14 protein-coding genes are annotated in these 13,501 nt (G+C 56.4%); 5 read left to right on the top strand and 9 right to left on the bottom strand.

All coding sequences use genetic code 11. The features are described from left to right. The first annotated feature begins 167 nt into the window (after positions 1-167). The 3 genes from WM95_RS25145 (at position 168) to WM95_RS25135 (ending at position 3,386) form a co-directional block, all read left to right on the top strand. Entirely contained in the window at positions 168-1,157 is a 990-nt protein-coding gene (locus tag WM95_RS25145) for a sulfate ABC transporter substrate-binding protein (protein WP_023309695.1), read from the top strand. A 107-nt stretch (positions 1,158-1,264) separates the two neighbouring features. Next, positions 1,265-2,008, top strand: coding sequence for a CDP-diacylglycerol diphosphatase (locus tag WM95_RS25140; RefSeq protein WP_063408251.1), 744 nt, complete (start codon positions 1,265-1,267; stop codon positions 2,006-2,008). Between the two features lie 73 nt (positions 2,009-2,081). Next, complete coding sequence (locus WM95_RS25135; RefSeq protein WP_063408233.1) at positions 2,082-3,386, top strand: SLC13 family permease; 1,305 nt, start codon at positions 2,082-2,084, stop codon at positions 3,384-3,386. Between the two features lie 98 nt (positions 3,387-3,484). Here the strand turns inward: WM95_RS25135 and tpiA are convergent, their stop codons facing one another. Both tpiA and WM95_RS25125 read right to left on the bottom strand, forming a co-directional pair. After that, a complete protein-coding gene (gene tpiA / locus WM95_RS25130; RefSeq protein ID WP_014172206.1) occupies positions 3,485-4,252 on the bottom strand; it encodes a triose-phosphate isomerase in 768 nt (255 codons plus the stop codon). Positions 4,253-4,363: 111 nt separating this feature from the next. Beyond that, entirely contained in the window at positions 4,364-4,960 is a 597-nt protein-coding gene (locus WM95_RS25125) for a DUF1454 family protein (RefSeq protein WP_023309692.1), read from the bottom strand. 112 nt (positions 4,961-5,072) lie between these two features. Between WM95_RS25125 and WM95_RS25120 the strand changes: the two genes are divergently transcribed. Continuing rightward, the gene (locus WM95_RS25120) at positions 5,073-5,492 is read left to right on the top strand and encodes a DUF805 domain-containing protein (RefSeq protein WP_023309691.1); all 420 of its coding nucleotides are present in this window, start codon (positions 5,073-5,075) and stop codon (positions 5,490-5,492) included. Here the strand turns inward: WM95_RS25120 and fpr are convergent, their stop codons facing one another. The 4 genes from fpr to WM95_RS25100 form a co-directional block, all read right to left on the bottom strand. Beyond that, positions 5,493-6,239 (bottom strand): ferredoxin--NADP(+) reductase, encoded by a 747-nt coding sequence (fpr, locus tag WM95_RS25115; protein ID WP_045355538.1) that lies wholly within the window; start codon positions 6,237-6,239, stop codon positions 5,493-5,495. Between the two features lie 96 nt (positions 6,240-6,335). Then, positions 6,336-7,346 (bottom strand): class II fructose-bisphosphatase, encoded by a 1,011-nt coding sequence (gene glpX / locus WM95_RS25110; protein WP_063408234.1) that lies wholly within the window; start codon positions 7,344-7,346, stop codon positions 6,336-6,338. 154 nt (positions 7,347-7,500) lie between these two features. Next, positions 7,501-9,009, bottom strand: a complete 1,509-nt coding sequence (glpK, locus tag WM95_RS25105; protein WP_023309688.1) for a glycerol kinase GlpK — start codon at positions 9,007-9,009, stop codon at positions 7,501-7,503. 21 nt (positions 9,010-9,030) lie between these two features. Continuing rightward, positions 9,031-9,876: an MIP/aquaporin family protein gene (locus tag WM95_RS25100; RefSeq protein WP_063408235.1), complete on the bottom strand. Its 846-nt coding sequence runs from the start codon at positions 9,874-9,876 to the stop codon at positions 9,031-9,033. Positions 9,877-10,275: 399 nt separating this feature from the next. Between WM95_RS25100 and zapB the strand changes: the two genes are divergently transcribed. Further along, on the top strand, positions 10,276-10,515 hold the full coding sequence (gene zapB / locus WM95_RS25095; RefSeq protein WP_010436935.1) for a septal ring assembly protein ZapB: 240 nt from the start codon (positions 10,276-10,278) through the stop codon (positions 10,513-10,515). 83 nt (positions 10,516-10,598) lie between these two features. Here zapB and rraA read toward each other — a convergent pair whose 3' ends face one another. The 3 genes from rraA to hslU all read right to left on the bottom strand — a co-directional run bounded on the left by rraA (position 10,599) and on the right by hslU (position 13,500). Continuing rightward, positions 10,599-11,084 carry a ribonuclease E activity regulator RraA gene (gene rraA / locus WM95_RS25090; RefSeq protein ID WP_023309687.1) on the bottom strand — a complete coding sequence of 162 codons (486 nt, stop codon included), beginning with the start codon at positions 11,082-11,084 and terminating at the stop codon, positions 10,599-10,601. A 92-nt stretch (positions 11,085-11,176) separates the two neighbouring features. Then, positions 11,177-12,097: a 1,4-dihydroxy-2-naphthoate polyprenyltransferase gene (gene menA, locus WM95_RS25085; RefSeq protein ID WP_023309686.1), complete on the bottom strand. Its 921-nt coding sequence runs from the start codon at positions 12,095-12,097 to the stop codon at positions 11,177-11,179. 68 nt (positions 12,098-12,165) lie between these two features. Then, on the bottom strand, positions 12,166-13,500 hold the full coding sequence (hslU, locus tag WM95_RS25080) for an HslU--HslV peptidase ATPase subunit (protein WP_023309685.1): 1,335 nt from the start codon (positions 13,498-13,500) through the stop codon (positions 12,166-12,168). Position 13,501 lies beyond the last annotated feature (1 nt).

Here is a 13,501-nt window from a genome sequence, read left to right as displayed (position 1 = left end):
TATGGTTGCTCCCTCTCCCGGGGGAGAGGGTTGGAATGAGGGCATCAGGCCGCTCATCCACTTCTTTTATTCCACTACGTTATAGCCAATCTTTTTTTATTCTTTAATCCTCGATTCGCTTTCTGGCACGCTGCATTCATCAAAACACTACACAAGAGAGCTGGGCGATGAATAAATGGGGCGTGGGTTTAACATTATTGCTGGCATCGACCAGCGTTCTGGCTAAGGATATCCAGTTACTGAACGTGTCATACGACCCGACGCGTGAACTGTACGAGCAATACAACAAAGCGTTCGCGGCACACTGGAAGCAGGAAACCGGTGACAACGTGGTGGTTCGCCAGTCGCATGGCGGCTCCGGCAAGCAGGCGACGTCCGTGATAAACGGTATTGAAGCCGACGTGGTGACCCTGGCGCTGGCCTACGATGTCGACGCGATCGCCGAGCGTGGCCGTATCGACAAAAACTGGATCAAACGCCTGCCGGATAACTCTGCGCCATACACTTCGACCATCGTCTTCCTGGTGCGTAAAGGCAACCCGAAACAAATTAAAGACTGGAACGACCTGATCAAACCGGGCGTTTCTGTGATTACCCCGAACCCGAAAAGCTCCGGCGGCGCTCGCTGGAACTACCTGGGCGCGTGGGGTTATGCACTGCATCACAACAATGGCGACCAGGCCAAAGCTCAGGAATTCGTGAAGGCGCTGTATAAAAACGTTGAGGTGCTGGACTCCGGCGCGCGTGGCGCCACCAACACCTTCGTTGAGCGCGGGATTGGCGACGTGCTGATTGCCTGGGAAAACGAAGCTCTGCTGGCGACCCACGAGCTGGGTAAAGACAAATTCGAGATCGTGACCCCGAGCGAATCGATTCTGGCTGAGCCGACCGTTTCCGTGGTCGATAAAGTGGTTGAGAAGAAAGATACCAAAGCGGTGGCGGAAGCCTACCTGAAGTATCTGTACTCGCCAGAAGGCCAGGAAATTGCGGCTAAAAACTTCTATCGTCCACGCGATGCGGCGGTCGCCAAGAAATACGAAGGGGAGTTCCCAAAACTGAAGCTATTCACTATTGACGATGTGTTCGGCGGCTGGACGAAAGCGCAGAAAGAGCACTTCTCCAATGGCGGTACCTTCGACCAAATTAGCCAGCGCTAACCATTAGCCTGTGACACGGTGACCCGGCGTGAGAAATCCGCCGGGTTTTTTATTTGGTCATCATTTTGCGTTACTCTTTTGCCTCTATTGAAAACAGGGAACGCGTTGTGAAAAAAATTATCTTATTGATCCTCATTGTCATCGCCCTTGCCGCTGGCGGCGTGTACTGGATGAAAGCGGGTAATCCGAATGCGTTGCGCCATATCGTTCTCGACCAGTGTGTGCCGAATCAGATCCAGAACCGTAACCCGGCACCCTGTGCGCAGGTGAAAACGGATGCAGGCTATGTGGTATTTAAAGATCGCAACGGGCCGCTGCAATACCTTTTGATGCCAACATATCGCATCAACGGTACCGAGAGCCCGCTGCTGACCGACGCTCATACGCCGAACTTTTTCTGGCTGGCGTGGCAGTCGCGCAGCTTTATGACCCTGAAGCGTAGATCCGAGGTGCCTGATAGCGCCATTTCGCTGACGATTAACTCGCCGACTGGCCGCACGCAGAACCATTTTCATATTCATATCTCCTGCCTGCGCCCGGACGTGCGCGAGAAGCTCAACGCGGCGCAGGGAGAAATCAGCACCCAGTGGCTGCCGTTCCCGGGCGGGCTCGAAGGCCATGAGTATCTTGCGCGTCGGGTGACGGAGAATGAGCTGGTCCAGCGCAGCCCGTTTATGATGCTGGCGGAAGAGCTGCCGGAAGCGCGCGACCATATGGGGCGTTTCGCGCTGGCAATGGCGCAGCAGTCGGATGGCTCTTTTGTTTTGCTGGCGACCGAGCGTAACCTGCTCACGCTTAACCGCGCGTCTGCGGAGGAACTGCAGGATCATCAATGCACTATCCTGAAGTAACCCCACCATAAATCGCGTTTACTCGGGCTGCCTGTCACCGTAGACTTGCTGAAAAATTCTACAGGAGACAGGTATGTCGCTCTGGTTAACGTATCCTCTGCTGCTGCCCTCACTGATTGTTGGCGTCACCATCGTGCTGTGGGCGACGTCGCTATTGCCGGAATTTATCACCGCGCTGCTGTTCTTCACGGCGGCGATGACCGCCAGAATCGCCCCGCCGGAAGTGATCTTCGGCGGTTTTGCCTCGTCGGCTTTCTGGCTGGTATTCAGCGGCTTTGTGCTTGGCGTGGCGATCCGTAAAACCGGACTGGCGGACAGGGCCGCCCGGGCGCTGTCGGCAAAGCTCACCGACTCCTGGGTGTTGATGGTGGCGAGCGTGGTGCTGCTGAGCTACGCGCTGGCGTTTGTGATGCCGTCGAACATGGGACGTATTGCGCTGCTGATGCCGATTGTCGCGGCGATGGCAAAACGCGCCGGTATCGCCGACGGCTCCCGCGCCTGGTTCGGGCTGGCGCTGGCGGTGGGGTTCGGGACTTTCCAGCTTTCGGCGACGATCCTGCCTGCTAACGTCCCTAACCTGGTGATGAGCGGTGCGGCCGAAGGCTCGTACGGCATCCATCTGAACTATGTCCCGTATCTGCTGCTGCACACGCCGGTGCTCGGTATTCTCAAAGGCCTTATTCTGATTGGCCTCATCTGCTGGCTATTTCCCGGTAGCCCAAAACCGCCGAAGGAACAGGCGCCCTCTGAGCCTATGGGGCGGGATGAAAAGCGTCTTGCCTGGCTCCTGGCGGTGGTGCTGGGGATGTGGATCACGGAGAGCTGGCACGGCGTTGGGCCGGCGTGGACGGGGCTGGCGGCGTCGATCATCGTCATGCTGCCGCGCATTGGTTTCATTACTGGGGAAGAGTTTTCTGCCGGGGTGAACATGCGCACCTGTATTTACGTCGCGGGGATTCTTGGGCTTGCGATCGTCGTGACGCAAACCGGTATCGGAACGGCAATGGGCGAGGCGTTGCTTCGCATTATGCCGCTGGATGCAGACAGACCGTTCACCAGCTTCCTGGCGCTGACCGGTATTACCACGGCGCTCAACTTCATTATGACCGCCAACGGCGTGCCGGCGCTTTACACCACGCTGGCGCAGAGCTTCTCGGACGCGACCGGTTTCCCGCTGCTGTCGGTGATCATGATTCAGGTGCTGGGCTATTCCACGCCGCTGCTGCCGTATCAGGCGTCGCCGATCGTGGTGGCGATGGGGCTAGGAAAGGTGCCTGCCAGGGCGGGGATGGTGCTTTGTCTGGCGCTGGCTATCGCAACGTATCTGGTGCTGCTGCCGCTGGATTATCTGTGGTTTAGTTTGCTGGGGAAAGTGTAGTTCGGTGCGAGCGGTTTCCCCTCACCCAACCCTCTCCCAAAGGGAGAGGGAGGAGAAGAGCGGCGGGCAAGCGCAAGCGCCACCCGCCACAAAGGCAATTACGCCTGTTTAGCCGCTTCTGCCGCTTTAACGATCACCGCGAAAGCGTCCGCTTTCAGGGATGCACCGCCAACCAGCGCGCCATCGATGTCTGGCTGGGTGAACAGCTCAGCAGCGTTGGAGGCGTTTACGGAACCGCCGTACTGAATAATCACTTGCTCAGCGACCTTCGCGTCGGCTTTAGCAATGTGGTCACGAATGAATTTGTGAACCGCCTGAGCCTGCGCAGGGGTTGCAGATTTGCCGGTACCGATCGCCCAGACTGGCTCGTAAGCGATTACCGCGCCTTCGAACGCTGCCGCGCCCTGGGTTTTCAGCACTGCGTCGATCTGACGTGCACATACTTCTTCGGTTTTGCCCGCTTCGTTTTCCGCTTCGGTTTCACCGATGCACAGAACCGGGATCAGACCCTGCTCTTTCAGCACGGCGAATTTCTTCGCGATGAACTCATCGGATTCTTTGTGATAGGTGCGACGCTCGGAGTGGCCGATGATGATGTATTTTGCGCCGATATCTTTCAGCATTTCAGCGGAGGTTTCACCGGTGAACGCGCCAGACAGGTTAACGTCAACGTTCTGCGCGCCCAGAATGATGTGGCTGCCGTCAGCGGCGTGTTTAGCCAGATCCAGGTACATATCCGGCGGAGCGATAGCAACCGCGCAGCCCGTCACGCCAGCCAGCTCTTTACGCAGGTTCGCAACCAGCTCGTTTACCATGTGGCGGCTGCCGTTCAGTTTCCAGTTACCCATCACTAAAGGATGTCGCATTTCAATTCTCCACGCTAAATAAGCGAATTAAGGAATATGGCCACCCTGTCGGGCAGCATGGTCTGTGAATCAGTATAGAGATTTTCCCTCGAAAGGCTTTGCTTTTTGTCATTAATTCGCCCCGCCGAGGGTGTCAGATAGTGCCAGCTTAATCGGTTCAACAGCGAAGGTCAGTCCTTTTTCGCCGTTGTCCGCCACAACATAGCGGATCGCGCCTTCGGTATCAGCGTAGTAACGCTTGTTTTTCCCGGCGGTAAGGAGTTTTTGCAGCTTTTGCTGACTTTGTTTTTTCGTCAGCGCAGGGGTAAAGGCCTGCAGTACCGCGCTCATGTACTCCAGCGCTTTCGCCTTAGCGGCTTTCTGCTCTGGCCCCTGTATCGGCAGCCAGGTGATTTGCATGCTTTTGATTTTTAACGTACCGCGCTCCAGCGCCGTGGAAGCATACAAATTCTCATTTATCTTGCTTGCCGCACGGGTCAGTGTAGGGGTATCGCGGGAGCCATCAATGGCGCGAAACTCATCCAGCGGCAGCGTGGGGTTGGTCTGATTGAAGGTTTCACGAAACTGGCTGATGGACTGATCGAACGACGGCGCGCCCGCCAGCAGATAGGGTGCTGTGGTCGGGGCTGTGGTTTCGGCGGCGTGCAGGGGATAACCCGCGCTGAGCAGCGCTAAACACAGGAAAAGAGAACGTGCCGAACTTTTCATCAACATTGCCCCTGGCCGTAAGTGCTCATGATTAAAACGATATCTGGTCGGCTTGTCAAAAGGTCACAACTCCAGGGTAAAATGCGCGCTATACGATAATAAGGAACCTTACATGACCATACAGCAGTGGCTGTTTTCATTCAAAGGGCGTATTGGACGCCGTGATTTCTGGATCTGGATGGTGACGTGGGTTGTCGCCATGCTGCTTCTGTTTTTCGTTGCTTACAACGCCTGGCTGAGCACGCAAACGGCGGCCTTCGCGCTGGTCTGTCTGCTATGGCCAACGGCGGCGGTTGTCGTAAAACGGCTGCACGATCGCGGACGTTCCGGCGCGTGGGCATTTCTGATTATTCTGGCGTGGATGCTGGTGGCGGGAAACTGGGCGATGCTTCCGTCCATCCTGCCGTGGGTCGTAGGCAGGCTGCTGCCGTCGGTCATCTTCGTGATGATGATTGTCGATCTGGGCGCGTTTATTGGCACCCAGAGCGAAAACAAATACGGTAAAGACACCCTTGAGGTGAAATACCGCTGATCACCAGTAGTGTTCGGCGGTCATATGGCCCGGTCGGCGGCGAAGATGTTTCGTCATCTGCCGGGTATCCTTCAGAAGCTGCTGCGTGTCCCGCACCATCTGCGGGTTGCCGCACAGCATGACGTGGCTGGTTTCAGCGTTCAGCGGCAAACCCACCGCGTCTTCCAGGGCTCCACTCTCAATTAACGCCGGCACGCGGCCGGTAAGCGCTCCTGCTACGGTTTCGCGGCTGACCACCGTCTGAATCTTTAACTTCCCGCCGTACTGCTGTTCAAGCGCCTGCATCTGCGGCAAATAGCTCAGGTCCGCGGCGTAGCGCGCAGCGTGTACCAGCACGATGTTTTTAAAGCGCTCCAGATCTTTGCCGTACTGCAAAATAGAGAGATAAGGGCCGATGGCCGTACCGGTTGCCAGCATCCAGAGCGTGTCGCAGTCGGGGATCTCTTCGAGCACAAAGAAGCCTGCCGCTTCACTCACAATTTGCACGTCGTCGCCGGGCTTAAGGGCGGCAAGGCGCGGGCTGAGCTTACCGTCAGGAACGGTGACCAGATAGAACTCGAGATCCGGGTTATCAGGCGCGTTAACGTAAGAATAGGCGCGCTGCACGCGCTCGCCGTCGACGTCCAGCCCCAGCTTCGCAAATTGCCCGGCCTTAAACGGGTGAACGGGAGCATGTACGGTGAGACTAAATAGCGCATCGGTCCAGAACTGTACCTTTGTGACTTTACCTGTTACCCAGTCCGCCATGATCTTCTCCTGTGCTGTTTCTCTGTTCTATCTTCCGTACTTGTGGTGATAATTTCCAGCCCGTCAGGGCCGGAAAGCTCTATCGATCAAACGGTTTTACAGAATGTGCGTCTGCACGTCCGGGTCTTTGCGGTCGAGATAGTGGATTGACTGGATGCGGCGAATGGTGCGTGATTTACCGCGAATCAGCAGCGTTTCAGTGGTGGCCATATTACCCTTGCGGGTGATGCCGTCCAGCAGATCGCCTTTGGTGATGCCGGTCGCCGAGAAGACAACGTTATCGCTACGCGCCATCTCGTCCAGAGGCAGCACTTTATTGGCCTCGATGCCCATCGCTTCGCAGCGCGCCAGCTCGTTTTCCCCGATACGGCGGTTCTCTTCGCTGTCGCCTTTTACCTCATGGCGGGGCAGCAGACGGGCCTGCATATCGCCATCCAGCGCGCGGATCACCGCCGCAGAGACCACACCTTCCGGCGCGCCGCCGATGCCGTACAGCACGTCGACTTCGCTGTCCGGCATGCAGGTCAGGATCGAGGCGGCAACGTCACCGTCAGGGATAGCAAACACGCGCACGCCGAGCTTTTGCATCTGCGCAATAGTGGCGTCGTGGCGCGGTTTCGCCAGAATGGTGACGGTGAGTTCGCTAAGGGGTTTGCCCAGGGCTTTGGCGATGTTTTGCAGGTTCTCTTCCAGCGGCAGGCTAAGGTCGATTGCGCCCTTCGCGCCTGGGCCGACAATCAGCTTTTCCATGTACATGTCCGGCGCGTTCAGGAAGCAGCCCTTATCGCCGACGGCCAGCACCGCTAACGCATTGGCCTGACCCATCGCCGTCATGCGGGTGCCTTCGATCGGGTCGACGGCGATATCCACGGCATCGCCTTTGCCGGTACCGACTTTTTCACCGATATAGAGCATCGGCGCTTCGTCGATCTCGCCTTCGCCGATTACGATGGTGCCGTCAATGTTGACCTGGTTAAGTACTATGCGCATGGCATGGACGGCAGCGCCGTCTGCGGTATTTTTGTCGCCACGGCCCAGCCATTTATAGCCTGCAAGGGCTGCTGCTTCGGTGACGCGGGAAAACTCGATAGCAAGTTCACGTTTCATGAGGTACTCGTGCAATCAAAAGGAATTGCACGAAGTTTATCACAGAGTGGGTAAGGTGCGGTCTGTACTCCCCTCACCCTAACCCTCTCCCCAAAGGGGCGAGGGGGCCTAAAACACCCTCTCCCCTTTGGGGAGAGGGCCGGGGTGAGGGGGATTACTCTTCGTGCTCTTCCCACGCCAGGGCGCGTTTCACCGCTTTTTTCCAGCCGCTGTAGCGGAAGTTACGCTCGGTGGTTTCGATGCCCGGACGGAATTCGCGTTCAATAACCGCTTTTTCCTGCAGCTCGTCCAGGTTCTGCCAGAAGCCTACCGCCAGACCGGCAAGGTACGCCGCGCCCAGCGCCGTGACTTCACGCACTTCAGGGCGCTCAACGCGGGTGCCGAGAATGTCGGACTGGAACTGCATCAGGAAGTTATTCGCTACCGCACCGCCGTCCACGCGCAGGGCGTGCAGACGAATACCGGAGTCAGCCTGCATCGCTTCCAGCACGTCGCGCGTCTGGTAGGCGATGGATTCCAGGGTAGCGCGAATAATGTGGTTAGAGTTCACACCGCGCGTCAGCCCGAAAATTGCGCCGCGTGCATACGGATCCCAGTACGGTGCGCCCAGACCGGTGAACGCAGGCACCACGTACACGCCGTTGGTGTCTTTCACTTTGGTCGCGAAGTACTCGGAGTCGAACGCATCGCTGATCAGCTTCATTTCGTCGCGCAGCCACTGAATGGATGCACCCGCCATGAACACCGCACCTTCCAGCGCATAGTTCACTTCGCCGCGCGGACCGCAGGCGATGGTGGTCAGCAGGCCGTTTTCTGATTTCACCGCCTTCTCGCCGGTGTTCATCAGCATAAAGCAGCCGGTGCCGTAGGTGTTCTTCGCCATCCCTTCCTTGACGCACAGCTGGCCGAACAGCGCCGCCTGCTGGTCACCGGCGATACCGGCGATAGGAATACGGGTGCCGCCTTTACCGCCGATGTTGGTCTGACCGTACACTTCTGAAGACTTACGCACTTCAGGCAGCATCGCGCGCGGAATGTCCAGCGCGTCCAGCATCTTGTCATCCCACTCCAGGGTATTGATGTTGAACAGCATGGTACGCGAGGCGTTGGTGTAGTCGGTGACGTGAACGCGTCCCTGGGTCATCTTCCAGATAAGCCAGGTATCGACGGTACCGAACAGCAGCTCGCCGCGTTTAGCACGCTCGCGTGAACCTTCTACGTGGTCGAGGATCCATTTCACTTTGGTGCCGGAGAAATACGGGTCAACCACCAGACCGGTGGCGCTGCGCACGTACTCTTCCATACCGTCGCGCTTCAGCTGTTCGCAGATCTCGGATGTACGGCGGCACTGCCAGACGATAGCGTTGTAAATGGGCTTACCGGTTTCACGTTCCCAGACAATCGTCGTTTCACGCTGGTTGGTAATACCAATCGCGGCAATCTCGTCGGAACTGATATCGGCTTTCGCCAGCACTTCGACCAGCGTGGAGCTTTGTGACGCCCAAATCTCCATCGGGTCGTGTTCTACCCAGCCTGGACGAGGATAAATTTGCTCAAATTCGCGCTGTGACACGCTGACGATGTTCGCGTCATGATCCATTACGACAGCGCGGGAGCTGGTAGTGCCCTGGTCGAGCGCAACGATATATTTTTTTTCGGTCATGGTATGTGTCCCGTAGTCAGATTACAGCGAAGCTTTTTGTTGTGCGGTAGAAGTCGTTTCCTTCTCCTCTTCCACACAGGTGTCGCACGGTAAGTGGCGACCAATTAATTTGCGGTAGCTAAACGCACCCAGCGCAGCCCCGACAACCGGCGCAAACAGCGGTACCAGGAAGTAAGGAATGTCTTTGCCACCGGTGAAAGCGACGTCACCCCAGCCGGCGATAAAGGCGAAGACTTTTGGTCCGATATCACGAGCCGGGTTCATCGCGAAGCCGGTCAGCGGGCCCATGGATGCGCCAATCACCGCAATCAGCAAACCAATCAGCAGGGGTGCCAGCGGGCCGCGCGGAATGCCGTTTCCGTCGTCGGTCAGCGCCAGGATAACGCCCATCAGAATAGCGGTAATCACCATTTCAACTGCGAACGCCTGCACAAAATTGATATGCGGGTTAGGGTAGGTTGAGAAGATGCCTGCCAGATCCAGACTTTCGACGCTGCCGCGTACCATATGATGCGTCTGTTCGAAGTCGATGAAAAGATTGTAATAAAGCCCGTAAACTAACGCCGCTGCGCAAAACGCGCCGGCAAACTGAGAAAGAATGAAAGGAACAACTTTGCGTCCGTCAAAGCACGCGAACAGCCACAGTGCGATTGTCACCGCCGGGTTAAGATGTGCACCAGAAACCCCTGCAGTCAGGTAGATGGCCATCGCCACGCCCAGACCCCAGATGATACTGATTTCCCACTGACCAAAACTGGCACCCGCCACTTTCAGTGCAGCAACACAGCCCACTCCGAAGAATATCAACAACCCGGTACCAAGGAACTCGGCAATGCACTGGCCTTTTAAGGTTGATGTCTGACTCATAATCGGAATCCTGAAGAAATTGATGTTTATTGTTAGCATGGCCGCCCGTGACAGCCACGATGCCCTGTAGACATAGTGTTAATTTATCGTTAACGAGCAAAAACGAGAAATATCGAAATCAAAATGTGTGGTCTGTGTCAATAAAATGAGCGTTTTCGCGCCATAAAGCACATTTTTGCATCAGTACAGGAATGTGAGCTGAATCATTTCATTAACGAATCAGTTAACAATTTAGGGGTATATGACGCGAACACACCAGGACCAGACCTAAAAGTGTTGCAAACCGCGATCTGCGCGGTGTGTCGCTGGACACAGAGCGCCGCGCTCCATACAATCGACGGTATATGTCGTGCGCGTTTATGTTAAAGCGTCGCCTTGCAATTCAGGAGAGGTAGCATCATGTCTTTAGAAGTGTTTGAGAAACTGGAATCGAAAGTACAGCAGGCGATTGATACCATCACCCTGCTGCAGATGGAAATTGAAGAGCTGAAAGAAAAGAACAACAGCCTGGCGCAGGAAGTTCAGAACGCTCAGCACGGCCGCGAAGAACTGGAGCGCGAAAACAACCAGCTGCGCGAACAGCAGAACGGCTGGCAGGATCGCCTGCAGGCGCTGCTGGGACGTATGGAAGAAGTCTAATTTCTCTCGGGAAATACAGATGAAATAAGCCGGGTAAGGCGTCGCCGCCACCCGGCTTTTTTATGGTTCTCGCTGACTTTTTACTACTCGATATCCAGCGGATCTTCGGAAAGGATAATACCGGTATTATCGGCGTAGAGATGATCCCCGGAGAAGAAGGTCACGCCGCCGAAATTGACGCGCACGTCGCTTTCGCCGATGCCGTCACCTGCCGCCCCTACCGGTATGGCCGCGATGGCCTGAATCCCGATATCCAGGTCTTCCAGATCGTCCACCTGACGTACGGAACCGTACACCACAAGGCCTTCCCACTCATTCTGAACGGCAATGCCGGCCAGCTCAGCATCTATTAATGCACGGCGCACGGAACCGCCGCCGTCGACCACAAGAACGCGGCCGCGGCCATTCTGTTCGAGCAGATCGTACAGCAACCCGTTGTCCTCGAAACATTTCACCGTGACGATTTGACCGCCAAACGACGACCTCCCACCAAAGTTGGAGAACAGCGGTTCAACGACGTTGACATCTTCCTGGTAGATGTCACAAAGCTCGGAGGTATCGTATTTCATAGGTTTAACGCTCAGTTGCTGCGAATGTGTTCAGTATATCGTGCGAAATGCGTTGTTGGCAAAATCATCAATTGTTAATTGATATTTGTCAGCTAACGCAGCGTCTGGCTTAAAACAATCCCGATGACGAACAACAGGTTAGTCAGCAACGCGCCTTTTACCGTACGTTCCAGCATCGGCGGCATGGCGGACGGGCTGAGTTCACGCATCACAAAGCGGGCCTGCTTAATCAGCAGCGGCGCGGCAAGCACAAACAGCCAGCCCCACAAGCTCTGCAAGGAAATCAGGTTAAACAGCGCCAGGCAAACCAGCGCGCCAATGAGCAGACAGGCGTGATAGCGGCGCGCATTGACCGGCCCCAGACGAACCGCCAGGGTGTTTTTGCCGTTCTCGCGATCGCTGTCGATGTCGCGCAGGTTGTTGATGTTGAGCACCGCCGTCGCCAGCAGGCCGCAGGCGGTCGCGGGCAGGAACAGGGCAGGGATCACCGTATGCGCCTGCAGGTACCAGCTTCCCATCACGCTCAGCCAGCCGAAGAACACCAGTACGGAGATATCCCCGAGCCCAATATAACCGTAAGGACGCGTGCCGACGGTGTAGGTGATGGCCGCGATAATGGCCAGTAAGCCCAGCACCAGGAAGCCAATGAAATCGCTGGTGGTCTTAGACGCCACCGTCACCAGCGCCAGGCCGGATACGCAGATCAGCGCTACGGTGATAATCAGCGCGCGTTTCATCTGCGCCTGGGTAATCACCCCTTTCTGCATTCCGCGCAGTGGCCCTATGCGGTCCGGCTTGTCGCTGCCTTTTACCGCGTCGCCGTAGTCGTTGGCGAGATTGGAGAGAATTTGCAGCAGGCCGGCAGTAATCAGTGCCAGCGCGGCGACCAGCGGATCAAAATAACCCTGCCACCAGGCAAGGGCGGTGCCGACGATAATTGCGGCAAAGGCCAGAGGAAGCGTTTTAGGGCGCAGACTTTCGAGCCACGCCTGAGTACGGCTGATGTCAGTCATAAGTATTTAGCCAATAAAAATGGGGGCATTAGCCCCCATTAAACGTGATGAGAATCCAGTAACCGCGATTATAGGATAAAACGGCTCAGATCTTCATCTGCCACTAACGCATCCAGATGTTTACTCACATATTCTGCGTCAATGGTAACGGTTTGACCGTTAAGGTCGCTCGCGTCGTAAGAGATATCTTCAACCAGGCGTTCCAGCACGGTATGCAGGCGACGCGCACCGATGTTCTCGGTGGTTTCGTTGACCTGCCATGCGGCCTGGGCAATACGCTTGATACCGTCTTCGGTGAACTCGAGGTTCACGCCTTCGGTCGCCATCAGCGCTTTGTACTGTACGGTAGCAGAGGCGTTTGGCTCGGTCAGGATACGTTCGAAATCTTCGGTCGTCAGCGCCTGCAGCTCAACGCGGATAGGCAGACGGCCCTGCAGCTCCGGGATCAGATCCGACGGGCTGGCAACCTGGAACGCCCCTGAAGCGATAAACAGGATGTGGTCCGTTTTCACCATGCCGTGCTTGGTGGAGACGGTGCAGCCTTCAACCAGCGGCAGCAGGTCGCGCTGAACGCCTTCGCGGGACACGTCCGGGCCGGAGCTGTTGCCGCCGCGCTTACAAATTTTGTCGATTTCGTCGATAAACACGATACCGTGCTGCTCAACCGCGTCGATAGCGTCCTGCTTCAGCTCTTCCGGGTTTACCAGCTTCGCCGCTTCTTCTTCAATCAGCAGCTTCATCGCGTCTTTAATTTTCAGCTTACGCGCTTTCTGCTTCTGGCCGCCCAGGTTCTGGAACATGGACTGCAGCTGGCTGGTCATCTCTTCCATGCCCGGAGGCGCCATGATTTCCACACCCATTGGCGCGGCAGCGAGATCGATCTCAATCTCTTTGTCGTCCAGCTGGCCTTCACGCAGTTTTTTGCGGAACGCCTGGCGCGCAGCGGACGGTTCCGCCTGCTGCTCTGCCTGGCCCCAGTTGTTTTTTGCCGGTGGGATCAGCACGTCGAGAATGCGCTCCTCGGCCATCTCTTCCGCGCGATAGCGGTTTTTCTCGATCGCCTGGACGCGCACCATCTTGATCGCCGAATCGGTCAGATCGCGGATGATGGAGTCCACTTCTTTACCCACATAGCCCACTTCGGTGAACTTGGTAGCTTCAACTTTGATGAACGGCGCGTTCGCCAGCTTCGCCAGACGACGGGCGATTTCGGTTTTACCGACGCCGGTCGGGCCGATCATCAGGATGTTTTTTGGCGTCACTTCGTGGCGCAGCTCTTCGTCAAGCTGCATACGACGCCAGCGGTTACGCAGAGCAATAGCCACGGAACGCTTGGCGTTATCCTGGCCGATAATGTGTTTGTTCAGTTCGCTGACAATTTCGCGTGGGGTCATTTCAGACATG

The sequence above is a fragment of the Enterobacter cloacae complex sp. ECNIH7 genome (assembly GCF_002208095.1).
Taxonomy (GTDB): domain Bacteria; phylum Pseudomonadota; class Gammaproteobacteria; order Enterobacterales; family Enterobacteriaceae; genus Enterobacter; species Enterobacter cloacae_M.
The sequence above is the reverse complement of the archived record's forward strand: the minus strand, read 5'-3'. Positions and strand labels throughout refer to the sequence as shown.